The sequence below is a fragment of the Streptomyces pseudoechinosporeus genome (assembly GCF_054783935.1).
This window is the reverse complement of sequence record NZ_BAAGPS010000005.1, coordinates 257,687-282,073: the sequence shown is the minus strand read 5'-3', so window position 1 is coordinate 282,073 and position 24,387 is coordinate 257,687. Positions and strand designations below refer to the sequence as shown.

Here is a 24,387-nt window from a genome sequence, read left to right as displayed (position 1 = left end):
CGTGAACAGGAAGGCAATCCGTTGTACGAAGGCGTGGTCCAGGACCTCATCGACGAACTGGGGCGGCTCCCCGGCGTCGGTCCCAAGAGCGCGCAGCGGATCGCCTTCCACATCCTGCAGGCGGAGCCGACGGACGTACGGCGTCTCGCGCAGGCGCTCCTCGAAGTGAAGGCGAAGGTCCGCTTCTGCGCCACCTGCGGGAACGTCGCGCAGGAGGAGCTGTGCAACATCTGCCGCGACACGCGCCGCGACCTCTCGGTCATCTGCGTGGTGGAGGAGCCGAAGGATGTCGTGGCGATCGAGCGGACGCGGGAGTTCCGGGGCAAGTACCACGTGCTCGGCGGCGCGATCAGCCCGATCGAGGGCGTCGGCCCCGACGACCTGCGGATAAGGGAACTCCTGGCCCGCCTCGCGGACGGCACGGTGACCGAGCTGATCCTGGCCACGGACCCGAACCTGGAGGGCGAGGCGACGGCCACGTATCTCGCCCGCATGATCAAGCCCATGGGCCTCAAGGTCACCCGCCTGGCCAGCGGTCTGCCGGTCGGCGGTGACCTCGAGTACGCCGATGAGGTCACCCTGGGCCGGGCTTTCGAGGGGAGGCGGTTGCTCGATGTCTGAGATGAACGCCACCGAGAAGGCCGCGCCTTCGCGAGAGGGCGGCTCCTGGATGTCTGAACGTGTTTTGCTCATGAGGAAGGTCGACTTCTAGATGTCTGACGCCACGCTGCACGCGACCACTCACGACCCTGGTGACTTCGCGGTCCAGATCGCGGACCAGATCGAGAGCTTCCTTGTCGCGGTCACCGAGGTTGCCAAGGGCGACGAGCCGGACTCGGCCGTGCCCTTCCTGCTGCTCGAGGTCTCCCAGCTGATGCTGGCGGGCGGCCGTCTGGGCGCCCACGAGGACATCCTTCCCGAGGAGCGTTACGAGCCCGACCTCGGCCCCGAGCCGGACGTGGACGAACTCCGCGAGCGCCTGGCCGCCCTGCTCGACCCGATCGATGTCTACTCCGAGGTCTTCGACCCCTACGAGCACCGCAAGGGCCGGGTCCCCGCCCGTATCTCCGACGATCTGGCCGACGTCATCACCGACCTCCGCCACGGCATGGCCCACTACCGCGCGGGCCGCACCACGGAGGCCCTGTGGTGGTGGCAGTTCTCGTACTTCTCCAACTGGGGCTCCACGGCCTCCGCCACCCTCCGAGCCCTCCAGTCCCTGGTGGCCCACGTACGCCTGAACCAGCCCCTGGAAGAACTCAACGGCCTCGACACCGACCAGGACCTCAACGAGGACGCCCTGGAGGAGGAGGCCGGCAAGGTCATGGCGGAGGAGCTGGCGGGGCCGCTGGGGTTGCGCGAGGTCAAGTAACACGATGAGCCGGTACAGCAGCTGGGCAGAGGTCAAGCGCCGGATGCGGGAGAACCAGCCCGACGTGTCCGACGCCGAATGGGAGTCTCGCAAGCAGGTGGCGCGCACGGCGACCGAGGCGTACGTCGTGGATCACCACCTGCGGGAGATCCACGAGGAGCAGGGCTGACCCTGCCCAGGAGGAACTCGCGGTATGGCCGACACCTCTGATGACGTCGTTCCGCTGGCCGGAGGCCGTCTCACCAAGGGTGTCGTCCGCGTCGCCGACACTGTCCGCAGACCGGCTTCGGCGGCTTCGCCGTTCGTTGCCGCGTTGCTCGGCTTGTTGGAGAACCGAGGGTTCGCGGGAGCGCCGCGCTATCTGGGCCGGGACGAAGCGGGGCGGGACACGTTCAGCTATCTTCCGGGCTGGGTTCCGCCCAAGCTCCAGCAGTGGACCGACGGGCAGGTCGCCGCAGTCGGCGCACTGGTGCGTGCCATGCACGACGCAACCCGTCGCAGCGGTCTCGCAGGGCCGCACCAGGTCGTGTGCCACCACGATCTGGGGCCCAACAACACCGTCTTCCAGAACGAGACACCGGTCGCCTTCATCGACTTCGACACGGCCGCGCCAGGCAGCCCGCTGGAGGATCTCGGCTATATGGCCTGGCTGTGGTGCGTTTCGTCCAAAGCGCAGGCGCCACCGGTCGCTGTTCAGGCCGCGCAGGTGCGTGTGCTGGCTGACGCCTATGCTCTGGTCGGCCCGGAGCGGGGTGTACTCGTCGATGCGATGCTGGAACGTCAGGCCCGCAATGTTCGCTTCTGGGCAGAGGTACAGGTCAATCCGGGGGCCGTTGAGGCCACTTGCCGACAGATCGCCGACCGCATCGCCTGGTCTCGGCGCGAGCACGCGTACACCACAGCCAATCGCGAGGTCTTCGAGGCTGCCCTCACATAGCAATGAGCCGTTGCCGCAGGCGCTCCGCCGTCATGTTCCGAGAGGGCCGAGCACCGCCCGCAGCTGCCCGGCCTCCACGTAAGGCGCCGTGACCGTCGGCTCGCTGTACCACTGCAACGGCCAGGTGTTCCCGTCCAGCGCCGGGATCCCGATGTATGTGACCGTACGGCTCCCGGCCCTGCCGAACCGCTGCACGCCCAGCGGCCACTCACACGTCCGCGCGGCCCCCGGTGCCAGCAGAAAGTACATCCACCGGAACCCGACCGCCTCGCAGACAACGGGCCCCGCGTCGCCGTCGGCCGCCTCGATGAGTTCGGCGGCGACCTGTTCTCCTCGTACGCCCTGGATGCGGATCGCATCGAAGTGGACGCCGGATACGCGGAGTTGGTGGCCGGCGAGGGGAACCCACTCGGGGCGGTAGTGCGGGATTGCGTTCGTCATGGTCACACGATGGCGAACACCCGGATACGCTCGGTAGTGACTGAGGGGATACACGCCGAGGTGTATCAGTCGGAGGTGGCCGCAGTGTCAGTCCAGTACAACTCCGCTACGCCGTCGCCGATCAACTGGCGCTACAGCGGTAACCAGATGAAGCGATGGCGTATCAAGGCGAACGTCAGCCGTGAGGAGTTGGGCGCTGCCGCCAATTACTCACCGGACACGATCAAGGCCATGGAGCAGGGCGTACGCATGCCGACGCCGCGTGCGCTCGATGCGGCGGATGGGTTGTGCAATGCGGAGGGGTTACTGAGTGCGGCGAAGGAGTACTTGCAGAAGGAGAAGTTCCCGGCGCGTTCCCAGGACTACATGGCGCTGGAGCGAGAGGCGGCCATCCTCGGGTGGTACGAACTCGTGCTCATCCCAGGCCTGTTGCAGACGAACGCGTATGCACGACGGCTGATCGGGGATCACTACCCGCCGCTTGACGAAGAGACCGTGAACGAGCGGGTGGAGGCGCGGATGGAGCGCCGGGAGCTTCTCAGCCGCAAGCCGTTGGTGGTGTGCAACTTCGTCCTGTACGAGGCGGCCCTGCGTGGCCCGCACGTGGACAAGGAGCAGTTGCTCGACCTGCTTGACGTGGGGCAGATGTCCAACATCTCGATCCAGGTGCTGCCCTTCGATCGCGCCGTACCTGCGGCACTGCTCGGACCCATGGTGCTGCTGGAGACCCGCGACCATGAACGGTTCGCCTTCGACGAAGGGCAGTTCGCGAGCAACCTGTCCTTTGATCCAGCCGTGGTCAGCTCGCAAGCCGAGCGGCTTAGCATGATCCGCGCAGTGGCCCTCAGCCCGGCTGAGTCAGTCAGATCCATCGAGCGGATGGCAGAAGAGCTATGAGCGAGCAACTGAAGTGGTTCAAGTCGAGCTACAGCAACTCCGAAGGTGGGGCCTGCGTCGAGGTGGCCACCAGTCCCACCATCGTCCACATACGCGACTCCAAGCTGACCAACAGCCCGGAACTCGTCGTCCCCACCCCCGTCTGGTCTGCCTTCGTTTCCGCAGTTCAGCCCGGAGCTTGAGCCCCGAGACCCGAGCTCTTCCCCTGGGTTCTGGGTCTGGTGGGGATTAACCCAACCAACCAAGTCTGTACGTGAGTTGAGGGCGCGTAACTCGTAAGAGTGACGTTCCGTGATCGGCTTGAATCTGAACGTAAAGTCGCTCTAGGTTCGCGGCAAAAGATCGGCCCCGGCCGGTGCTACCAACACCGGACACGGGGCCTAGCCCTACGGATCGAAGTCGAGGCTCGATCGTGGCTTACGCCCACCCTAGTCCTGTGCTGCCGCGCCCCACCCACCCCATGGCCAAAACGGGCTACGGAAAGCGCGCCGTGGGTGACGAATCCCCGCACGCGGACGCGGACTTCGCGCATCTGTGCCCCCGGGACGCCGAGTTCGCCATCTTCATCGACCACCTCGACGACGGCCACGCCATGGGCCACAAGGCGATCGCGGCCGAGCACCCCCGCTACGGCCAGCAGGCGTCCCGTACGTCCCTCAGGAACCTCACCGAGTTCGGCCACCTGCGCTGGATCAAGGAACACATCACGGTCGAGGACAACTCGATGCGATGGGTCACGCGGACGTACTGGTCGCGTACGCCCAGGTCACTGGAGTGGTGGGCCGAGTTCACCCGAGAGCGCCACGGCAGGGACGTAACCCAGAACTACCAGCCGGGACTTGCCCGAACAGAGTCCCCCGCGCCGGCTCCAGCCCCCGCTCCGGACGCGGCCCCGGCCCCGGCACCGGATGCCGAGCCGACTCCGGAGGCAGAACCGACCGCCGAGCCCAGCGCCGCATACCTCGCACTCGCCCAACTCCGCACCGCAGACCCCCGTATGGCGCTCTCCGAAGCCGAGTGCCGAGCGCTCGAGCCCCGAGCCGCCGAGTGGCTGTCGCGAGGCGCCACCCCGGCCGACATGACCCGTGCGCTGACCGACGGGCTGCCGCCCACCGTCACGAACCCGGACGGACTCGCCCGCAACCGATTGGAGTCGAAGATGCCCCCGCAGAAGAACAGCACCGCCGAGACCAGTCCTGGCCGCCCCCTCCGCGCCCGCGTGACCCGCGTGATCATGGCGTGCGCCACCTGCGACGCGGACGAGCGTACGGCGAAGATCGTCCGGGGCGTGTGCGAGGACTGTCGCGCGGAGGAGGCGGAGCTGGGGATGACGCCGGAGGACGTCAAGAAGGGCTTCGAGGAGATCGCCTACATGGGGACCAGGTCCGCTCAGATCCTCAGGGGGAAGCTCGAGAGTCGTACCGGCGGACCCGTACCCGATACCTTCCGCCCCGTGCCCATCGAGGACCGCGTCCACTACCACTACCGCGACAACCGCGACCGCATCGCGAACGGCCTCCCGCCGAGGCGGTGGAAGCCGTGACGGTCGAGAACGGATGCCTGGCTCTGCGGCTCGACGCGGGCCTGATCGCCCGTCTGCGGGACTACGCACAGGCGGATCGGCGACCCGTCGACGCCGTGGTGGCGGATGCAGTCGAGGAGTACCTCGGTGCCCATCCGAACCACGAGCAACGCCGCGCCGCCGGGCTCGCGGCCATGCGGGAGTACGAGGCGGAGTACGGGCCCTTCATCGAAGAGGAGCTCGCGGCCGCAGATGCCCAGATCGATCGGCTCATGAGGCCCGTGGGCGACGACGAACAAGGCGGCGAACCGCTCGAGGGAGGTCCGCCGGATGGGAGGGACGTATGAGCGTGCAGGACGTGCCGGTCAGGGCACCATGGAGTCGAGGAGGCGACGCCATGACCCCCAGGACCGACCAGGACCGGCCGCAGATGTCTGTCGAGGAGTTCGAGCAGTTGGAACGCCATGCCCCCGAGACTGTGCGGCTGGAGTTCATCAATGGAAAGGTCCAGGTCAAGCCGGTGCCCGACGGCAACCACAGTGAGATCTACATGTGGCTCCTGGAACGGTGCATGCAGCTGCGCCCCGACCTCCGGCTCTACCCTGAGCGTGGCCTCAAGACCGAGGCCTACCGTAAGGGGCGTGCCCGCGCGGACGGGATCTTGGTCCCCAAGGGCGGCCTCAAGGGGCATGGCGAGTGGTCGAGCGCGGACACGGTGCTGATGGCTGTGGAGGTCACGTCGTACGACTCCGACACCAACCGGCGCGACCGCGTCGAGAAGCCCGACGGCTACGCCGCCGCAGGCATCCCCGTCTACCTCCTCATCGACCGCGACGACTGCTCGGTCGTCGTGTTCTCGCAGCCCGAGGACGGCCGCTACCGGCGAGAGGAGAAGTTGCCCTTCGGCGCGGCCGTCGACCTCCCGGCGCCTGTGAACATCACCCTGGACACCGATCCGCTCAAGGAGTTCGTGGACTGAGGGAGCTGGGATGCAAAGCCTCTACAGTCCCCAGAGTCCTTTCCCCAAAGTCGTGAGCCCTCCGCCCAGCGCCAGCAGCAGCACCAACACCCGGGCCCGCTCCTCCGGGACCCGAGGGGCGAGCGCCCTCCCGATGGCGGCTCCGGCGGCCATGCCGGTCGCGGCCAACAGCCAGACGGGCGTGCTGAGTTGGGGCAACCCGTTCGCGGCGACGGAGAACGCGTTCACCATCACTCCGTAGAAGAACGCGTTCGGGACGAACTCCCGTACCGGCCAGCCCGCGTTGACCGCGTACAGGGAGACCGGCGGTCCCCCGACGCCCGCCGCCGAGTTCATGAAGCCGCCCAGTGCTCCCGCGGTCACCGCGCCGCCGGCCCCGCGCAGGGCGGTCACCCGGGCGCCGCGCATGACCAGCAGAACGGCCACCGTCACCAGCGTCCCCATGAAGGCGAGCAGGACGGGCTCGGGCAGTCGCCGGGCCACCCATGTCCCGGCCGGTACGGTGCACGCGGCCGCGACGCACAGCGGCACCATCGCCCGCAGCCGCACGTGCCGCCACCCGCCCGCGAGCCCGACGAGGCAGATGGTCCCGGCGGCGCAGTTGGCGAGGACGACCCCTTCGCTCGGCCCCAGCAGGAGGACGAGCGCGGGTACGGCGACCAGTGCGAAGCCCATGCCGGTCAGCCACTGCACGGAGGAACCGAGCAGAATGATGCCGCCCAGCAGCAGGTTCCCCGCCCATCCACCCGTCACAGCGCAGAATCCTCCCTCATGAGCCCTCGGGATGAGCCCCCGGGAGGCGTAATCAAAGCGTCACCCTCCGTCTTTGGACGGACCTTGTCCCACCCCTGTACGTCCGCTGCATGGGCCCTAACCAGTGCAACGCGAGTCTGGAGTCACTCCCGCCGCAGAGGAAGCGAAGGGAGGAACTCACCACGACCGCACTGGAGTTGCGATGACCCGCAAGACCCGCATACGCGCCGCCCTCGTCACCGCCACCGCCCTCGTCACCGTTGCCACGGTGACCGTGGGGATCAGCGCGGCCACGCCCGAGAAGGCTGCCAAGCCTTCGAAGAAGGAGGTCGCCGCCCTCTTCGACGGCTGGAACGCCGCTCTGCAGACCGGCGACCCGGAGAAGGTGGCGGACAAGTACGCGAAGGACGCGGTCCTCCTGCCCACCGTCTCCAACAAGGTCCGTACCGACCGCGCCGGAATCGTCGACTACTTCGAGCACTTCTTGGCGAACAAGCCGGTCGGCACGAAGGTCCAGACGATCGTCAAGGTCCTCGACTCGAACTCCGCCATCGACACCGGCGTGTACGAGTTCGCGCTCACCGACCACGAGACCGGCGAGAAGCGTGTCGTCGAGGCCCGCTACACGTACGAGTACGAGAAGCGGGACGGCGAGTGGAAGATCGTCAACCACCACTCCTCTGCGATGCCCGAAGGCTGATCGCCACGCACAACCCGCCCCCGGGCGCGTCCTCCAGCGCAACGGTTCCGCCGTCGTCCGTCACCAACTGTTTGACGACGGCGAGGCCGAGGCCTGAGCCGGAGCGCCCGGTGAGGCCCTGACCGCGCCAGAAGCGGTCGAAGGCACGGGACTTCTCGGCCTCCGACATACCGGGGCCCTGGTCCATCACCTTCAGCACCACCTGATCGCCCTTGGACTCCGCGTGGACGGTGATGGTCGCGCCGTCCGGTGAGACCTCCAGGGCGTTGGAGAGCACGTTGTCCAGGACCTGGTCCAGATGACCGGGACTGGCCAACACAAGAAGCCGGCCGTCGGCGCTCCCCCTGAGCGCGATCGACACTCCGCGCTCGTCGGCGGCCGGCCGCCACACTGCCAGCCGCTCCTCCAGTACGTCACCCAGCGGCAGCGGTTCCGCGGCCGTCACTTTGGCCTCGGCCCGCGCCAGCACCAGCAGGTCGTTGACCAGGCGGCTCATCCGGACCACCTCCGCCGTCGCCTGCTCCACGTCCTCCTTGACGAACTCGTCGTCCACCCCGTCCGCGATGTTGTCCAGCGACAGGCGCAGCGCCGTCAGAGGCGTACGGAGCTGGTGGGAGGCGTCCGCCACGAAGATCCGCTGCGCGGACATCAGCGTGTCGAGTCGTTCGGCGCCCTGGTTGAGCGTACGAGCCAGGGTCTGTGTCTCCTGGGGGCCCGTCACGGGGGAACGGGCCGTCAGGTCACCGTCGCTGAACTTGCTCGCCATGTCGTTGAGTTCGCGCAGCGGGCGGGTCAGGCGGCGGGCCACCACGGCGCCGATCACGGCGGCCACGGCCAGCACGAGCACGGCGAGGATCGCCCGGAAGCCCCAGATGTCCCACAGCCGGGAGGTGAGCGTGCTGGTCGAGTACTCGATGCGTACGGCACCGACGACCGGGCCCTCGGCGTTGTCCGCGTCCGGATCCACAGGGTCCGCGTGGGCCGGAACGGTGACCACAAGGTGCGGACCCCAGATGAAGGAGGAGCCCCAGTCGCTGGTGGGTTTGCCGTCGTTCAGAGCCTTGGTGAGGGCCGCGTCCTGGTCCGGCTGGGGCAGCTTCCCCCCGCAGGTTCCCTCCTCGGAGACGACCTGGACATCGTCGGGCGTCTCACGGCTGTACGCCGTGCCCATCTCCTCCAGGGCCTGGCACGAGGCTTGGCTGCCGTCGCCCAGGAGGAGCGCCATGGTCCTGGCCTCGCGCTCGACGGACAGTTCGGTGTCACCCCGCAACTGGTCGGTGAGCGTGAAGGCCACCGGCACCGTGAACAGGGCGATGGCGACCGCGACGAGCAGGACGTAACTGCGGATGAGCTGGCTGATCATGAGGCGCTGCCGGCACCCTGGTCGCGGGAGTCGGCCCCGCTCTCGTTCACGATGAGCCGGAACCCGACACCCCGTACCGCCTCGATCGTGATCGCGCCCGCCAGTTTCCGCCGCAGCGCCGCCACATGCACGTCCAGCGTCTTGGTCGGCCCGAACCAGTTCGCGTCCCAGACCGCCTCCATTATCTGCTCGCGCGACATCAGCGCACCCGGCTCCTGGGTGAGGAACGCGAGCAGGTCGTACTCCTTGGGTGCGAGGGAGACTTCCTCGTCGTCCAGTCGTACGCGGGCGGCCTTGCGGTCGATGGTCAGGCGGGGCCCGTACCGGTCGGGGCCGACCTCCGTCGTCGCCTCGGTGGCGCGCGGCTGCGTCCGCCGCATCACCGCCCTCACGCGCGCTATGACCTCTCGTACGCCGAAGGGCTTGGAGACGTAGTCGTCGGCGCCGAGCTCGAGGCCGACCACCCGGTCCGTCTCGTCGCTTCGCGCGCTGATCACGATGATCGGGACGTCACCGCGCTGCCGCAGGGCCTTGCAGACGTCGAGGCCGTCGGTGTCGGGCAGGCCGAGGTCGAGGAGGACGACGTCGTACGCGCCCTCGTAGGCCAGGGCCGCTCCACCTGTGGAGACCCATTCCACTTCGAAGCCGTATCGCGTCATGCCGCGCCGTAGCGACTGGGCGATCGGCTCGTCGTCTTCCACCAGGAGTACGCGCACAGGCGGAACCTTAGTGTGTGAAATTCAGGGCTCGACGACAGGTGTGACGCGGCGCACTTTTCCGAGTGGGCGGCGGCTCACGGGGCAGATGCCGTGCTGGAGCGGCCGGAGCGTCGGGTGATCACTTAGTGAGCGGGACATCTCACGATGCGATAACGCCCGGGTGGAATTCGGCCGCTCGTTAGACTGAGCCGACCGCAGTGTGCGGTACGAGACGGAATGAGCGAGGAGCGCACGTGGGCCTTGTCGTGCAGAAGTACGGAGGCTCCTCCGTAGCGGATGCCGAAGGCATCAAGCGAGTCGCCAAGCGGATCGTCGACGCCAAGAAGAACGGCCACCAGGTGGTCGTCGTGGTGTCGGCGATGGGTGACACGACGGATGAGTTGATCGATCTCGCCGAGCAGGTATCCCCGATCCCTGCCGGGCGGGAGTTCGACATGCTGCTGACCGCCGGAGAGCGGATCTCCATGGCCCTGCTGGCGATGGCGATCAAAAACCTGGGCCATGAGGCCCAGAGCTTCACCGGCAGCCAGGCAGGCGTGATCACCGACTCGGTCCACAACAAAGCGCGGATCATCGATGTCACGCCGGGCCGGATCCGGACGTCGATAGACGAGGGCAACATCGCCATCGTCGCCGGGTTCCAGGGCGTCAGCCAGGACAAGAAGGACATCACGACCCTCGGCCGTGGCGGCAGCGACACCACGGCGGTCGCGCTGGCCGCGGCCCTCGACGCCGACGTCTGCGAGATCTACACCGACGTCGACGGTGTGTTCACCGCCGACCCGCGGGTGGTGAAGAAGGCCCGGAAGATCGAGTGGATCTCCTCCGAGGACATGCTGGAGCTCGCCGCCTCCGGTTCCAAGGTGCTGCTGCACCGCTGTGTCGAGTACGCACGCCGTTACAACATCCCGATCCACGTCCGTTCGTCCTTCTCGGGACTGCCGGGCACCTGGGTCAGCAACGAGAATCCGCAAGGGGACACTCAGGTGGAGCACGCCATCATCTCCGGAGTCGCCCACGACGTCTCCGAAGCCAAGGTCACGGTCGTCGGCGTCCCGGACAAGCCGGGCGAGGCCGCCGTGATCTTCCGCGCCATCGCCGATGCCGAGATCAACATCGACATGGTCGTGCAGAACGTGTCCGCCGCCTCCACCGGCCTGACGGACATCTCCTTCACGCTCCCCAAGACCGAGGGCCGCAAGGCCATCGACGCGCTGGAGCGGGCGAAGACGGCGATCGGCTTCGAGTCGCTGCGCTACGACGACCAGATCGGCAAGATCTCCCTGGTCGGGGCCGGCATGAAGACCAACCCGGGTGTCACGGCGGGCTTCTTCGAGGCGCTGTCCGACGCGGGCGTGAACATCGAGCTGATCTCGACCTCCGAGATCCGTATCTCGGTGGTCACGCGCGCCGACGACGTCAACGAAGCCGTCCGCGCCGTGCACACCGCCTTCGGTCTCGATTCCGACAGCGACGAAGCCGTCGTTTACGGAGGCACCGGGCGATGACCGTCCTCGCATACGGAGGCCTCTCGCGCGGAGGCATCGGCCGCTGATGACCGCGGATGCGGGGCGGGCCGGCAAGCCGACGCTCGCGGTTGTGGGAGCTACCGGGGCCGTCGGCACGGTCATGCTCCAGATCCTGTCCCAGCGCGCGGACATCTGGGGCGAGATCCGTCTGATCGCCTCGCCGCGCTCGGCCGGCCGCAAGCTGGCCCTGCGCGGCGAGGAGGTCGAGGTCGTGGCGCTCGGCGAAGATGCGTTCGCCGACGTCGATGTCGCCATGTTCGACGTACCGGACGAGGTGGCCGAGCGCTGGGCACCCATCGCCGCCGCCAAGGGCGCGGTCGTGGTCGACAACTCCGGCGCCTTCCGGATGGACCCGGACGTACCGCTGGTGGTCCCGGAGGTCAATCCGCACGCCGCCCGCCTGAGGCCGCGCGGCATCATCTCCAACCCCAACTGCACGACGCTGTCCATGATCGTGGCCCTCGGCGCACTGCACGCCGAGTTCGGGCTGCGGGAACTGGTGGCGTCCTCGTATCAGGCGGTGAGCGGCGCCGGGCGCCGGGGCGTCGACACGTTGCGGCAGCAGCTCTCGCTCGTCGCGGGTACGGAGCTGGGGACGACCCCCGGTGACGTACGCCGGGTCGTGGGGGACAACACCGGGCCGTTCCCGGAGCCTGTGGCGCTCAATGTGGTGCCGTGGGCCGGGACCGCGCGGGAGGACGGGTGGTCCTCGGAGGAGATGAAGGTGCGGGAGGAGTCCCGCAAGATCCTCGGGCTGCCGGATCTGCGCGTCGCCGTCACCTGCGTACGCGTGCCCGTCGTCACCACGCACTCGATGACCGTCCACGCATGCTTCGAGCGCGAGGTCACCGTGGACCAGGCCCGTGAGATTCTTGCCACAGCGCCCGGGGTGGTGCTTTTCGACGATCCGGCCGCGGGGGAGTTCCCGACACCGGTCGACGTGGTCGGCACGGATCCCACCTGGGTGGGGCGCGTACGGCGGGCTCTCGACGACCCGACGGCCCTCGAACTCTTCGTCTGCGGCGACAACTTGAGGAAGGGCTCCGCCCTGAACACGGCGCAGATCGCGGAGCTGGTGGCGGGGGAGTTGCGCGGGGTCTCGCGTGGGACGTCGGCCAGGTAGTCGGTCAGTGGTTGGCCCGGAGTCGGTAATCGTGTGGTTCTGGGTTGAAACGTTTGTAGGATCTGTGTGAGTTTGGCGGTTCGGCCGTTGGTCCGGACCACTTGAATCGGAGCCTTCGGTGCCCGAAGATTTTCCTCCCCGTTCTCCGCAACCGCGCGGAGGGCGGGGAGCGTCTTTGCGGTCGCCCTTCAGGGGTGTCCGGACGCCGCGTTCACATGGGCATAAAGGAAGAGCTGGTACGCATGAGGGCATTCGACGCGCTGTCAGGCGCACTGACGTTCGCGTCGGGGGGCGCGCGGCCTGACGCAAATGTGATGCCTGTCGCGTACAACCCTGACAGGGGTAAACGTGTCCAACTGGCGTGGCAGAGGTACTCGATTTCACAGCTGCGCGCGGCACAGCCCTGCGCCCACCCCGTCGGCCCCGCTTGTCCGGCGGGCCCGGCGGCATGCCGGTGATCGCGCCCATGCCCGCGGCTCAGCCTGCCCGCATCCCGGATCAGCGCGAAGGCGTTGACGACGCCACGGCCGCGGGCACCACCGTCGACCATCTCACCGAGACCTACCGCGCCCACTACCGCTCACTCCTGGGCCTCGCGGCGCTCCTCCTCGACGACACCGCCTCCTGCGAGGACGTCGTCCAGGAGGCCTTCATCCGGGTGCACTCGGCGCGCAAGCGCGTGCGCGACCCGGAGAAGACCCTTGCGTATCTGCGCCAGACCGTCGTGAACCTGTCGCGCTCGGCGCTGCGCCGCCGCATCCTCGGCCTGAAGCTGCTGACCAAGCCGATGCCCGACATGGCGAGCGCGGAGGAGGGCGCGTACGACCAGCTGGAGCGCGACGCCCTGATCAAGGCCATGAAGGGACTCCAGCGCCGCCAGCGCGAGGTCCTGGTCCTGCGCTACTTCTCGGACATGACCGAGGCACAGGTCGCCGAGACGCTGGGCATCTCGCTGGGCTCGGTGAAGGCGTACGGCTCGCGCGGCATCGCGGCCCTGCGCGTCGCCATGGAGGCCTCGGCATGAGCGACCACGATCGCGACGACAACGAGTACGAGCATGGGTACGAGCACGATCATGATCGGCACGCTGGGAACGGAACTGTGAACCACGGCCCCTCGGAGAATCCGGGCCCGCAGGAGTCGAGCGGGCCGGGGGCGTCTGGTGCGCCGGGTTCGCCCGGCGGGGCGAGTGCGCCGAGTTGGTCAGGGGTCCCCGAGGCCTCGAGAGCCTCGGGCGTCTCCGGCTCGGGCGGAGCGGAGGGCTCCGGCTCGGAGGGCCTCGCGTCCGACGAACTGGCCCTGCGCAGGATGCTGCACCAGGCCGTGCAGGAGATCGAGCCCACCGACGGCACGCTGGAGCATCTGCGGCGCGCGGTACCGGCCCGGCGGGCGCGCAAGCGCCAGGCCGTCGTCGGTATGGCCGCCGCCGCACTCTTCATCGGCACGGCGGTCCCGGCCCTCCTGCATGTCTCGAACTCCACCGGTTCCGACGCCGACCCCTCCATCGCCGGCCATCAGACCTCGCAGACCCAGGGCGGAGCCAGCCAGGGCGGCTCGGCCCAGGACAGCGAGGACAGCGGCCCCGGCAGCTCTCCGGGCAAGGACAAGGAGAAGGACAAGGAAGACAAGAAGGAGACGCCGGGCGAGGACAAGGATGAGAGCAGCACCGGGGCCACCGGCGGTGCGGAGCCGACGGTCTCGGCCGCGAACGCCCCCGTCTGTACGTCCACGCAGCTCGGCAACGCCACCTCGAACGTCGGCTCCCCGGACGCCGGCGGCGCCGTCTACGGCAGCTTCCAGATCGCCAACGTCTCGGCCGCGACCTGCACGGTCACCGGCTCCGGCACCGTGTCCGCTCTCCCGCAGGGCGCGGCGGACGGGGCCAAGATCCAGGTCGTCTCCCACACCTCGGGCGACGCGGCGACCGGGCTGCCCGAGCCGTCGACCGAGGTCAGCACGCTGGTACTGCAACCGGGGTCGGCGTACGAGGTGCAGTTCGCCTGGGTGCCCTCGGAGACCTGCCCGACCGTTCCCGACGACGACCCCACGCCGCCCGATGAGCCGACGCCCACGGACGGCACCACCACCGGCGGCGACAGCGGCGGTACGACCACGGGGTTGGAGGGCGGCACCGGCGACGGCACGACCACGCAGCTCGCCCCGGAGGAGGGCGTCCAGGACGGCAGCGTCGTGGTGTCGAACACGGCGGTGGACGGCGCCCCGACGACTTCGGCGACCGTGCCCAACGCCTGCGCGGGAACGGTGTACCGGACCGGGATGCTGGCCGCGTCCTGAACGTGAGGCCGTGTACTGCCTGATGCCGGGCTGTGGACGAGGCTTGATGCTTTATGGTGTCAGGCCGTGGGCGAGGCTGATGCCTTCGGCTCACGGCGCATCGGACCCGGGTGCCGGCCGGGGTCCTGAGGTCAGGCCGTGGGCGAGGCTGACGCCTTCGGTTCTGATGCCTTCTGTTCGTCGTGCGCCGCGTCGGCGGGCTCGATGGGCTCGCTCGTCGGCTCCTCGGTGAGGCCCAGCTCCGCGTCCTGTGCGAACTCGACCTCCCTGCGCAGCAGCCGGTACCACATGAAGACCACGAAGCCCGCGAAGACGAACCACTCGCCGGTGTAGCCGAGGTTCTGGAACGCCTTGAGGTCCAGGCCCGTGTCCTGCGGCGCCTTCGCGGGCACCGCCGTCATCCCCGCGTCGGCCTCGGCGAGCGTGACCCAGGCGTCGTACACCTCGTACGGCACGAGGTTCACCAGCGACGCCGCGCTGATCGCGCCCGTCTGGCCGGCGGGCAGACCACCGGCCGCGCTCACACCGTCCGAGCCGGGGCTCTCGGACGCCTGGAGCGCGCCGGTCACGGTGACCTCGCCGGTCGGGGCGGCCGGGGCCTTCGCGGTGTCGGCGTCACCGGGCAGCCAGCCCCGGACCACGGGCAGGGCCTTGCCGTCGTCGGTACGCAACATCGTCAGGACGTAAGTGCCGCGCTTGCCGTCCAGCTCCCGGTCCGGCACGAGCAACTGCTTCCCGTACCGGCCCGTCGCCGTGGCCTGCTCGCCCGATGTCTCCTTGTCCACGGGCAGCAGCTCGGCCAGGGGCCGGGCCGCTTCCCGCTGGTCCTCGGACGCCTTCTCCTCGGCCGCGCGGTGGCTCTCGACGCGGTCCTCGAACCGCCCCAACTGCCATGACCCCATGAAGACGCAGAAGGGGATGGCCAGCAGCACGAAGACGTTGATCGCCCACCAGCGGGGGGTGGTCAGCAGGAACCGGTACACGCCCTCCACGTTACGGTGCCCTTGCCCGCGGCTCGGGCGAGGGGTCGACTGTCGCCGGGTCTCCCGGGAATGGCGCCCGTTGCTCTCACCTCCCCAGGTGCCGCTCCGCGAAGTCCAGTTCCAGGCGGACCTGCTTGATGCGTTCGTCCACGACCAGGGAGCCGTGGCCCGCGTCATAGCGGTACACCTCGTGGACGGCGTCGCGGGCGGTGAGGCGGGTGACGTAGTTCTCCACCTGGCGGATGGGGCAGCGGGGGTCGTTGACGCCGGCGGAGATGTAGACGGGAGCCTTGACCGCGTCGACGTACGTCAGAGGGGACGAGGCCTCGAAGCGCTCGGGGACCTCCTCCGGTGTGCCGCCGAGAAGGGTGCGGTCCATCGCCTTCAGGGCCTCCATCTCGTCGTGGTACGCCGTGACGTAGTCCGCGACCGGTACCGCCGCGATCCCGAGGGCCCAGGCGTCCGGCTGGGTGCCGAGGCCCAGGAGTGTGAGGTACCCGCCCCAGGAACCGCCGGTGAGGATCAGCCGCTCGGGGTCGGCGAGACCGGAAGTCACCGCCCATTCCCGGACGGCCGCGACGTCCTCCAGCTCGATCAGGCCGACCCGGTGCTTGAGCGCGTCCGTCCACTCCCGCCCGTATCCGGTCGAGCCGCGGTAGTTGATCCGGACCACCATGTAACCGTGGTCCACCCACGCCGCCGGACTCGCCGCGAAGGAGTCGCTGTCGTGCCAGGTCGGGCCGCCGTGGATGTCGAAGACGGTGGGCAGCGGGCCCGTCACTCCCGCGGGCCGCTGGACGAGGGCGTGGATGCGGCCGCCCGGACCGGTCACCCATACGTCCTGAACGGGTACCGATCCCGGCGACTTCATCCCGGGAGGGTCCAGGACGACCTCGCCGGACGTCGAGCGGACCACCGGAGGCTCGGCCGCCGACGACCACAGATACTCCACGCTGCCGTCCGGGCGGGCCGTCGCCCCCGACACCGTGCCCTTCGGAGTCCGGATCCGCTCGAGCCGGCGGGACGCCAGGTCGTACCGCCACAGCTCGCTGCGCGCCTCGTAGCTGTGCACGACCAGCAGCGCGGAACCGTCCGGATACCACTCGGCACTCAGGTCACCGTCCAGCCGCTCGGTCAGCGCCAGGTCGGTCTCTTCGCCGGACGCCACGTCCCACAGCATCGGCTCCCAGCGCCCGCGCCGCTGATGCCCGACGAGCAGCCGGGTGTCCCCGTCGACCGGGGCGAAGCCCAGCACCTCCAGGCCCAGCTCGACCGTGCCGCCCTTGGTGTCGTCCAGCTCTGCGACCGTCGAACCGTCCAGCCGCAGCACCCGCAGCGCCGAGTGCATCGCGTCGCCGTGCTCGGTGTGCTCGATCGCGATCAGCGAGCCGTCGTACGAGAGATCGCCGACGCCCGCCGACTCCCGGTGCCGGTAGATCTCCACCGGGTCTTCACCGGTCCGTGTGACGTAGATCGTCGAACCGTCCTCATCGGTGGACCTGCCCACGACCGCCGTACGTCCGTCGCGCGCGAGCGCGAGCCCGGCGGGATACGACGGGTCGAGGCCGGGAGCCGCCGCCTCGTCGGGGCCGGACGGGGCGCCCGCGTCTCTGGCGAACGGCTGGCGCCGCCAGATCCCGAACTCGTCCCCGTCCTTGTCGTCGAACCACCAGATCCACTCGCCGTCGGGCGACAGCATCCCGTCCGTCGTGCCGTTCGGCCGGTCCGTGACCTGGTGCTGGGCGCCCGTCGCGCGATCCCATGCGTACAACTCGTACGTCCCCGTCGCGTTCGACACGAACAGCGACCGGTGCGGTGCGTCCTGCGCCCAGTCGGGCAAGGACACCCGCGGCGCCCGGAAGCGCTTCTCCCAGTCCGGCATGGCCTCGTCGTGCGGCATCGCCGCGTGGTGCGAGATGGTCCCCTCGTCCGGGTTGGCCCCGTTGCTCTCAGTCATGGCCCCATACTGCCCGCTCCCACCGACAATCCGCTGCCGAGGCCCTCAGCCTGTGGACAACTCGTGGCCTTTCTGGACTTTCGCAGGTCAGGGCGATTGTCAGTGGCGTCGTGCACTATCGCGATATGACCTCATCGACCGATCCGAGCGAACTGACCGATCTGCGCAAGACAGTTGAGACCTTCTGGGCCACGGCCGAGGCTCGCGACTGGGCGCTCCGCGGGGTGCCTCCGGCGGTTGGGCGGGGCGCCTACGGGGGTGGGGGTCAGGGTGCACCTGGCGGCTGCGGGTTGAGTGTGGCTGGTCGCGCCGTTCCCCGCGCCCCTTAGGTCCGGTGGGTGGGTCGGGGCCGTGGGCCGGTGCGTCAGCCCGTCGCAGGCCGGGCGTACGGCCCTTTGCTGGTACACGGTGCGGGTGGCCTGAGACCGAACCTACGCGACGGGCATACGACGCACCGGCCCACGGCCCCTCCCGCCGGTGGGCAGGTGCGGGTGCGTCGGGGGTGCGGGCTTTTTAGGCGCGGTTGGCCACTACCTGTTCGTACGTTCCCGGCGTCGACGCCCCAGCAGTTCCGCGAGGCCGCGGCGGGTGGCGGCCAGGACCACGCGGTCGCCGGCGCCCATGACGTAGCCGGGCGGCAGGTCCCACACCAGGCCCGGTGGCCGTGCGGGGGCGTCCGAGGCTGGGGCGTTGGCCAGGTCGGGGCTGCGCTCGTCCGGGGCCGCCGTGTCCAGGGCGACGACCCGCCACGCCCCGGGGCGGAACGCCTCGGCGACTGTCCGGCCCTCCAACTGCGGGTGCCCGGCGACGTCCAGGGCCGCGAAGAGCAGCACGCGGCGTTCGACGGGGATGGCGCCCAGGATCTGGCGGCCCATCATCGCTCCGGCGAAGGCGGGTGCGGCGAGGTAGGTGACGCTGCGGCTGCGGGTGAGTGCGTAGGGGTGGGCCGAGCGCAGGGTGCGGTACACGGCGGTGGCGAAGTCGTCGTCGTACAGCCGCAGGACGACGCGCAGATCGGGACGCACCGTTCTGGCGTACAGGGCGGCTTCGAGGTTGGTGGTGTCCGCGCTGGTCAGGGCGAGCAGTGTGTGTGCCCGGTGGATCTTGGCTGCTTCCAGGACGCCTTCCTGGGTGACGTCGCCGAGGACGACGGGCACGCGCAGGCGGCGCGCGGTCGCGATCCCGCGGGCCTCGGGGTCGGCCTCCACACACACGACCGGGGTGTCGAGTTCGCGCAGCCGCGTGAGCACGCGCGTACCGATCTTGCCGAGCCCGAGCAGGACGACATGGCCGGAGAGCCCGCGGGGTGGCCGGCGTAGCGCGGATCCGCTGCGGAAGGTGCCGAGGGCCTCCAGGACCGCGGCGAGCAGCACGGGAAGAAGCAGCAACCCGACAAGACTGGTGAGGAGTTGGAGGATTTGGCGGCCTTGCGACTGGTTGAGCGCGGGCTCGTTGATGGCGAAGAGATCGAGCAGCGTCAGATATGTGGCGTGCAGCGGATGGTCGTCCGTCATCACCAACGACGCGATCACGAGCGCGAACACACAGCCCACCAGGCCTGCGAGCGACCAGCGCAGGCGCCGGGAGAACAGGGCGGCGAAGGGCAGTGCGGGCACGACGCCACGGCCCGTGGGGGCAGTGGGACCGGAGTACGACACCGTTTCCAGGACGACGGTGCCGCGGCCGGTCGCGGCGGCCACGGAGCGTTCGTCGGGCAGGAGTTGAGGGCCCTGCTCACCGCTGCTGTCGGAACCGTCCGCGCCGGCCGGGTCGTTGGTCGTCGCCGAGAGCAGGGCCAGGGTGCACAGACCGGGGTCGGCGACCTGGCCGGGGCCCGGCGGCGGTCGTTCCATGGCCCGCAGCAGCAGCCCCTCCGTCTGCACGACCTTGGAGGTCCCGGCCACCGCGGTCGCCGCCAGGGCGGGAGCGGCGGTGTCGGCGTCGGAGAGGACGGTGGTGGAGGCGTCGACGAGACCGGGCTCCCCGGAATCACCGGCACCGTCTCCGCCCCTGGTCCCGGTCCCCGCTCCCGCCATGGCCAGGGCCGAGGCCTGGTCCAGCAGAGCCTCGAGGTGCTGGCCCAGGCGGCGGTTGTAGAGCCGGATGACCAGGCGCAGCCGAGGGTTGAGGCGGCGGGCGGTGAGGGCGGCGCGGATGTTCGTCTCATCGTCGTCGTACACGAGCGCCAGCGCGTCCGCCCGCTCGACGCCCGCTTCGGCGAGCACGGCCTCGGTCAGCTCGCCGGCCTCCAATGGCTCGGGGTGCGCCCCTTCACCGGCGGTTCGGCCCGGGGAAGCCCCGCCACCGCTACCGCCGCTGTTGCCCGCCGCCCGGGTCACCCGCGCCGACACCCGGTCGAGCAGCGTGGACGCCCGCCCGACGACCGGTGGCCGTACGGTCCGCACGGCGGACGGTACGACCAGCGTCACCTGCTCCCCGTACACCCCGCGCAACTCGGCCGCCAGCCGGTGCGCCAGGGCATCGTCCCCGCACACCACCATGTGCGCGGCATCGTCCCTGGACCCGCTCTGATACGGAAGGCTCCCCACAACTGCACAGAGTGCCTCACCAGCACGGGTGGTTCCACCGCGGCCCCTTGACGTATCTCCGGCTCGCCGCTCGGGAGTTGGGGGCCCCAGTTCGTGCAGGACCGCTACCGCGGGTTGAGCAGGTCAGCGGTTGATGCACACGTCCGCCGTGATCCTGCCAGGGAAAAACCCCTGGGGCAGCCCGTGCCCACCTGCCTAGGCTGACAGCCATGAGCCGCCGCCAGGACATAGACGTACGCCCGATCACCGGGACCGAGATCCCGGACTGGATCCGCGCGCTGAACACCGGTTTTCTGCGATCGCCCGCCATCTCGGAGGCGGAGATCGCGGACCGGAGTTCGTACCTCGTGCCGGAGCGCACGCTGGGGGCCTTCGACGGCGGGCGGTGCGTGGCGACGTTCCGGTCGTTCGCGCAGGAGCTCACGGTGGTGGGCGGGGGCTTCGTACCGGCCGATGCCATTTCGAATGTGACCGTCACGTCGACCCATCGGCGGCGTGGGCTGCTCACGCGGATGATGGCGCGGGACCTGGCCGCCGCGAAGGAACGGGGCGACGTGGTGGCGACGTTGATCGCGGCCGAGTATCCGATCTACGGCCGGTACGGCTTCGGCCCTGCCACCACCGCCACCGAGTGGACGATCGAGGTGCCGCGGGCGGGGCTGGATCCCCGGTGGGCGGGCCCGGACGACGGCGGGCGGATCGACCTCGTGGACGGCGAGGACGTACGCAAGATCGGTCCGGAGCTGCACGAGCGGCTCAGGCGGGTGCAGCCGGGGGCGGTCGACCGGGACGAGCGGTGGTGGCAGGTCGCCACCGGTGTGCTGACGCTGGACCGGTCCGCGTGGACCGAGCCCTTCTACGCCGTGTACCGCAATGCGCAGGGCGAGGCCGAGGGCCTGCTCCCCTACATCTCGGACGGCGAGTGGGACGACGACGCCAAGCAGCCGCTGAACACGGCGAAGGTGAGGGGCATGATCGCGGTGTCGCCGGCCGCCGAGCGCGCGCTGTGGCGGCACGTCTGCTCGGTGGACTGGGTCACGGCGGTGAAGACGGGCTATCGCGCTCCGGACGACCTGCTGCCGCACCTGCTGCCGGACCCGCGGGCCGCGCGGCTCACCACACAGGCCGACTGGCTGTGGGTGCGGATCCTGGATGTCGTACGGGCTCTTGAGGCGCGTACGTACGCGGGTACGGGGACGCTCGTGCTGGAGGTCACCGACTCGGACAGCCTGTCGGCCGGGCGGTACCGGCTGGAGGCGTCACCGGACGGGGCGAGCTGCGTACGAACCACGGACGCCGCCGAACTCACGCTGGGCGTAGGTGAGTTGGCGGCGCTCTGGCTCGGGGACGAGTCGGCGGTGCGGCTCGCCGCGCTCGGCCGGGTGGCCGAGTCGCGGACGGGCGCCGCAACCGCCGCCGACGCCCTGTTGCGTACGTCCAGGCGGCCTTGGTGCCCGGACGTCTTCTGAAGTCCCTGTCACCTCCTCCCTCCGTAGCGTCTTGGGAACGGACTGACCGAGCTCCCGGCTCCCCTCCGGAAGGGAGCCCGGCCAGCCGGACTGACGGACGGTGGCGCCCGGTCAGCCGGTCTGGGTGAGCAGCACGACGAGAATGAATGCTCCGATGCCACCGATGTACGTGTTCTTGGCCTTGATGCCGATGGAGAGGGCGACGAACGCGATGAGGCCCATCACCCCGAACTTCAGCTGGATGAACTGCTCGAAACCGATGATGAGGGCGGCGATGACGAGGGTGGCGATGAGCGGCATTTCGGTCCCTCCTCCGGGATGGGGACGCGGTAACCGGCGGTGACCAACTGGTCGATCCAGTCACCGGTGGTGACCAACTTCTCCGAAAGTCTGGCCATGTTGCTGAAGTTGGTGACCAACTCCACTGGACTTATCTCCGTTTGGAAGCGGCTCATAACCACCTTCCCGGTAACTGCCCAAAGATGGCGTGAAGTTGTAGTGTTTGGTTGTGGACGCGGAACACGCCGCCGTCAATGGGCGGAATCGGTCTCAACGGCCACAGCGGTCACACCGAGAGGTCGCTGACGCGCTGCGCAGCCGGATCAGGTCCGGAGAGCTGCAGCCGGGACAGCGCATGCCCACACAGGCCAAGCTGGCCGACGAGTTCGGCGTCGAGCGGGGGGCCGTACGCCAGGCGCTGCGCATCCTGCAGTCGGAGCACCTGCTCTCCAACGTTTCCAAGGGCAGCCCGGCGACCGTCGCCCCGGACGTGGGCAAGGCCCTGCCCGGACCGGAAACGCCGCAGCCCACGATGGTGGCGCTGGCGCCGCGGATAGCGGACGCCTTCGCGGCCCCGCATGTGGAGATCGACGCCCTGTGCCTGACGGCGGTCTCCCTCACGCTCGCCATGGGCGAGCCCCTCCGCCTCATCCACGAGGGCCGTATAAAACCGGCCAAGGTCGACGTCCGGGTCCTGCTGCCGAGCCGCGACATCGACCTCGCCTTCCCCGTCCCGGTGGACGGCGGCAGTGATGACGACCTGGTGCACGAGCGCTGGCTGGCCCAGCGCAACGCCCAGGGCCAGGTGCTCCGCCACAACCTGCTGGCCCTACGGGCCACACACGGCATCGACGTCCATGTGACGTTCCGCGCGCTGCCGTTCACGCCGCCGGTGAAGTTGTACCTGCTCAACGGGGCGGAGGCGCTGTTCGCGTACTACACGCTCACGCGGCGCGGCGAGGAGATCGACCACGAGTACCTGGAGATGTACGACGCCGAAGGTACGCAGTCCATGCTGTTCCCCTTCGAGCAGGGGCCCGCACTTCGGGACACCACCTTCGTGGAGCAGTCGCATCTGTGGTTCAACGCACTGTGGGAGACCATCAGCTCGGAGCTGGAGCTCACGAACTGAGGTCTCCCACGGGTGGGTCTTCGAGCGGAGGATCTTCGGGTGGTGGGTCTTTCGGAGGGTCGGTCGGCAGGTCGGTCGGGGCGGGGTTTTCCCAGCTCACAGGGACGGGCCCGCGACGAGTACGGCGAGCAGGACCGCCCCGATCGAGCTGCAGGCGGGGCTCTTCGTCTTGACCCCGATGCTGAGCAGAAGCAGTCCGAAGATGCCGACGGGACCGTAGTGCCACTCGACGAGCTCTTCGAAGCCGACGACGAAGACTGCGGAGATGAGGGCGATGGCGGGCATGGTGGATCCTCCTTCGGGCGGTGGCGGGCTTCCAGGGGCAGGGCGGGTACTTCCGGGCGCGTACTGCGTATCTGCCAAGTGGTCGCGAAAGGAGGGGAGTGTTCCGCCATCTTGGCCTAGTTGGTTGCCAACATTGAATAACTTACCCTGAGTTGGTTGGAGCTAATCAACAACTACCGAACAACTCGCCTAAGATGGAGCAAAGTTGTAGCGTTTGGTCGTGACCCAGGAGAACGTTGCAATGAACGGCAGCAGAAGGCTCTCGCCTCAGGAGATCGCCGACATCCTCAGGGACCGCATCCGCGGCGGCGAACTGAAGGCCGGCGACCGCCTGCCCACGCAGGCCGAACTCGCCGAGGAGTTCGGCGTGGAACGCGGCACGGTCCGCCAGGCCCTCCGCGCCCTCCAGGAAGACGGCCTGCTCAGCAACGTCAGCAAGGGCAGCCCGCCGCGTATCGCCGAGGTGTCGCCGCCCACCGACAAACCCCAGCCGACGATGGTGGGCCTGGCCCCGCGGCTGGAGGACGCCTTCAAGGCCAAACACGTACGCATCGACGCGGCCTGCCTCACCGCCGAGACCCTGCTGACGGCCCTGGGGGAACCGGTGCGCCGCATCCACGCGGGCGACCTCCGCCCGGAATCCATCGATGTACGCATCCTGCTGCCGTCCCGGGACATCAACCTGGCCTTCCCCGTGCCGGTGGAGGGCCGCGGCGACGACGACCCGGTCCACCGCCGCTGGCTGGAGCAGCGCAACGCCCAGGGCCAAGTCCTGCGCTACAACCTCCTGGCCCTGCGCGCCTCCCACGGCATCGACGTCCATGTGACGTTCCGCGCGCTGCCGTTCACGCCGCCGGTGAAGCTGTACCTGCTCAACGGCGTCGAGGCCCTGATCGCGTACTACATGCTGGCGCGCCGTGAGGAGGAGTGGGACAGCGGAATGCTGGACATGTACGACGCCCTGGGCTCCAAGTCCCTCCTCTTCTCCTTCGAGAAAACCGCCGGCGAACGGGACGCGGCCTTCGTCGACCAATCCCAGAAGTGGTTCGACGCCCTCTGGGAAACCATCACCACTGACCTGACACTCTCCTAGTGACTCCTGA

General features: G+C 69.2%; 26 protein-coding genes. 17 read left to right on the top strand and 9 right to left on the bottom strand.

Annotated elements, in window-relative coordinates:
- The first annotated feature begins 21 nt into the window (after positions 1–21).
- The 4 genes from recR (at position 22) to ACYVO6_RS07905 (ending at position 2,309) form a co-directional block, all read left to right on the top strand.
- Positions 22–621, top strand: coding sequence for a recombination mediator RecR (gene recR, locus ACYVO6_RS07920; RefSeq protein WP_461058692.1), 600 nt, complete (start codon positions 22–24; stop codon positions 619–621).
- A 91-nt stretch (positions 622–712) separates the two neighbouring features.
- Complete coding sequence (locus ACYVO6_RS07915) at positions 713–1,372, top strand: DUF5063 domain-containing protein (protein ID WP_461058690.1); 660 nt, start codon at positions 713–715, stop codon at positions 1,370–1,372.
- 4 nt (positions 1,373–1,376) lie between these two features.
- Positions 1,377–1,541, top strand: a complete 165-nt coding sequence (locus ACYVO6_RS07910) for a hypothetical protein (protein WP_461058688.1) — start codon at positions 1,377–1,379, stop codon at positions 1,539–1,541.
- Positions 1,542–1,565: 24 nt separating this feature from the next.
- Positions 1,566–2,309 carry a phosphotransferase family protein gene (locus tag ACYVO6_RS07905; RefSeq protein WP_461058686.1) on the top strand — a complete coding sequence of 248 codons (744 nt, stop codon included), beginning with the start codon at positions 1,566–1,568 and terminating at the stop codon, positions 2,307–2,309.
- 30 nt (positions 2,310–2,339) lie between these two features.
- On the opposite strand, the gene ACYVO6_RS07900 is transcribed toward ACYVO6_RS07905, so the two are convergent.
- Positions 2,340–2,756, bottom strand: coding sequence for a hypothetical protein (locus ACYVO6_RS07900; protein ID WP_461058684.1), 417 nt, complete (start codon positions 2,754–2,756; stop codon positions 2,340–2,342).
- A gap of 3 nt (positions 2,757–2,759) precedes the next feature.
- Between ACYVO6_RS07900 and ACYVO6_RS07895 the strand changes: the two genes are divergently transcribed.
- The 5 genes from ACYVO6_RS07895 (at position 2,760) to ACYVO6_RS07875 (ending at position 6,148) form a co-directional block, all read left to right on the top strand.
- On the top strand, positions 2,760–3,647 hold the full coding sequence (locus tag ACYVO6_RS07895) for a helix-turn-helix domain-containing protein (protein ID WP_461058682.1): 888 nt from the start codon (positions 2,760–2,762) through the stop codon (positions 3,645–3,647).
- On the top strand, positions 3,644–3,829 hold the full coding sequence (locus ACYVO6_RS07890; RefSeq protein ID WP_461058680.1) for a DUF397 domain-containing protein: 186 nt from the start codon (positions 3,644–3,646) through the stop codon (positions 3,827–3,829). The genes ACYVO6_RS07895 and ACYVO6_RS07890 overlap by 4 nt, the downstream gene beginning before the upstream one ends.
- Before the next feature lie 278 nt (positions 3,830–4,107).
- On the top strand, positions 4,108–5,190 hold the full coding sequence (locus ACYVO6_RS07885) for a hypothetical protein (protein WP_461059329.1): 1,083 nt from the start codon (positions 4,108–4,110) through the stop codon (positions 5,188–5,190).
- Complete coding sequence (locus ACYVO6_RS07880) at positions 5,187–5,516, top strand: hypothetical protein (RefSeq protein ID WP_461058678.1); 330 nt, start codon at positions 5,187–5,189, stop codon at positions 5,514–5,516. Before ACYVO6_RS07885 ends, ACYVO6_RS07880 begins: the two co-directional genes overlap by 4 nt.
- Before the next feature lie 50 nt (positions 5,517–5,566).
- Complete coding sequence (locus ACYVO6_RS07875) at positions 5,567–6,148, top strand: Uma2 family endonuclease (RefSeq protein ID WP_461058676.1); 582 nt, start codon at positions 5,567–5,569, stop codon at positions 6,146–6,148.
- A 21-nt stretch (positions 6,149–6,169) separates the two neighbouring features.
- On the opposite strand, the gene ACYVO6_RS07870 is transcribed toward ACYVO6_RS07875, so the two are convergent.
- On the bottom strand, positions 6,170–6,901 hold the full coding sequence (locus ACYVO6_RS07870) for a TSUP family transporter (protein ID WP_461058674.1): 732 nt from the start codon (positions 6,899–6,901) through the stop codon (positions 6,170–6,172).
- A 202-nt stretch (positions 6,902–7,103) separates the two neighbouring features.
- Between ACYVO6_RS07870 and ACYVO6_RS07865 the strand changes: the two genes are divergently transcribed.
- A complete protein-coding gene (locus ACYVO6_RS07865) occupies positions 7,104–7,601 on the top strand; it encodes an SgcJ/EcaC family oxidoreductase (RefSeq protein WP_461058672.1) in 498 nt (165 codons plus the stop codon).
- Here ACYVO6_RS07865 and ACYVO6_RS07860 read toward each other — a convergent pair.
- Positions 7,567–8,964, bottom strand: coding sequence for a HAMP domain-containing sensor histidine kinase (locus ACYVO6_RS07860; RefSeq protein ID WP_461058670.1), 1,398 nt, complete (start codon positions 8,962–8,964; stop codon positions 7,567–7,569). The genes ACYVO6_RS07865 and ACYVO6_RS07860 overlap by 35 nt on opposite strands.
- Complete coding sequence (locus ACYVO6_RS07855) at positions 8,961–9,680, bottom strand: response regulator transcription factor (protein ID WP_461058668.1); 720 nt, start codon at positions 9,678–9,680, stop codon at positions 8,961–8,963. The genes ACYVO6_RS07860 and ACYVO6_RS07855 overlap by 4 nt, the downstream gene beginning before the upstream one ends.
- A 236-nt stretch (positions 9,681–9,916) precedes the next feature.
- Between ACYVO6_RS07855 and ACYVO6_RS07850 the strand changes: the two genes are divergently transcribed.
- The 4 genes from ACYVO6_RS07850 (at position 9,917) to ACYVO6_RS07835 (ending at position 14,630) form a co-directional block, all read left to right on the top strand.
- Positions 9,917–11,191, top strand: coding sequence for an aspartate kinase (locus ACYVO6_RS07850; protein WP_461058666.1), 1,275 nt, complete (start codon positions 9,917–9,919; stop codon positions 11,189–11,191).
- A 46-nt stretch (positions 11,192–11,237) separates the two neighbouring features.
- A complete protein-coding gene (locus ACYVO6_RS07845) occupies positions 11,238–12,335 on the top strand; it encodes an aspartate-semialdehyde dehydrogenase (protein WP_461058663.1) in 1,098 nt (365 codons plus the stop codon).
- 361 nt (positions 12,336–12,696) lie between these two features.
- A complete protein-coding gene (locus ACYVO6_RS07840; protein WP_461058661.1) occupies positions 12,697–13,359 on the top strand; it encodes a SigE family RNA polymerase sigma factor in 663 nt (220 codons plus the stop codon).
- A complete protein-coding gene (locus ACYVO6_RS07835) occupies positions 13,356–14,630 on the top strand; it encodes a hypothetical protein (RefSeq protein ID WP_461058659.1) in 1,275 nt (424 codons plus the stop codon). Before ACYVO6_RS07840 ends, ACYVO6_RS07835 begins: the two co-directional genes overlap by 4 nt.
- A 131-nt stretch (positions 14,631–14,761) precedes the next feature.
- On the opposite strand, the gene ACYVO6_RS07830 is transcribed toward ACYVO6_RS07835, so the two are convergent.
- The 3 genes from ACYVO6_RS07830 to ACYVO6_RS07820 all read right to left on the bottom strand — a co-directional run bounded on the left by ACYVO6_RS07830 (position 14,762) and on the right by ACYVO6_RS07820 (position 20,071).
- A complete protein-coding gene (locus ACYVO6_RS07830; RefSeq protein ID WP_461058658.1) occupies positions 14,762–15,613 on the bottom strand; it encodes an SURF1 family protein in 852 nt (283 codons plus the stop codon).
- Between the two features lie 85 nt (positions 15,614–15,698).
- Entirely contained in the window at positions 15,699–17,570 is a 1,872-nt protein-coding gene (locus ACYVO6_RS07825; RefSeq protein WP_461058657.1) for a S9 family peptidase, read from the bottom strand.
- Positions 17,571–18,100: 530 nt separating this feature from the next.
- A complete protein-coding gene (locus ACYVO6_RS07820; protein ID WP_461058656.1) occupies positions 18,101–20,071 on the bottom strand; it encodes an NAD-binding protein in 1,971 nt (656 codons plus the stop codon).
- A 257-nt stretch (positions 20,072–20,328) separates the two neighbouring features.
- Between ACYVO6_RS07820 and ACYVO6_RS07815 the strand changes: the two genes are divergently transcribed.
- Positions 20,329–21,588 (top strand): GNAT family N-acetyltransferase, encoded by a 1,260-nt coding sequence (locus ACYVO6_RS07815; RefSeq protein ID WP_461058655.1) that lies wholly within the window; start codon positions 20,329–20,331, stop codon positions 21,586–21,588.
- 111 nt (positions 21,589–21,699) lie between these two features.
- Here the strand turns inward: ACYVO6_RS07815 and ACYVO6_RS07810 are convergent, their stop codons facing one another.
- Entirely contained in the window at positions 21,700–21,888 is a 189-nt protein-coding gene (locus tag ACYVO6_RS07810; protein WP_461058653.1) for a hypothetical protein, read from the bottom strand.
- 202 nt (positions 21,889–22,090) lie between these two features.
- On the opposite strand from ACYVO6_RS07810, the gene ACYVO6_RS07805 reads away from it, so the two are divergent.
- On the top strand, positions 22,091–22,999 hold the full coding sequence (locus ACYVO6_RS07805) for a winged helix-turn-helix domain-containing protein (RefSeq protein ID WP_461058651.1): 909 nt from the start codon (positions 22,091–22,093) through the stop codon (positions 22,997–22,999).
- Between the two features lie 96 nt (positions 23,000–23,095).
- On the opposite strand, the gene ACYVO6_RS07800 is transcribed toward ACYVO6_RS07805, so the two are convergent.
- Positions 23,096–23,284, bottom strand: coding sequence for a hypothetical protein (locus tag ACYVO6_RS07800; protein ID WP_461058649.1), 189 nt, complete (start codon positions 23,282–23,284; stop codon positions 23,096–23,098).
- 241 nt (positions 23,285–23,525) lie between these two features.
- Here ACYVO6_RS07800 and ACYVO6_RS07795 point away from each other — a divergent pair, with 241 nt between their 5' ends.
- Positions 23,526–24,377: a GntR family transcriptional regulator gene (locus ACYVO6_RS07795; protein WP_461058647.1), complete on the top strand. Its 852-nt coding sequence runs from the start codon at positions 23,526–23,528 to the stop codon at positions 24,375–24,377.
- The last annotated feature ends 10 nt before the right edge of the window (positions 24,378–24,387 follow it).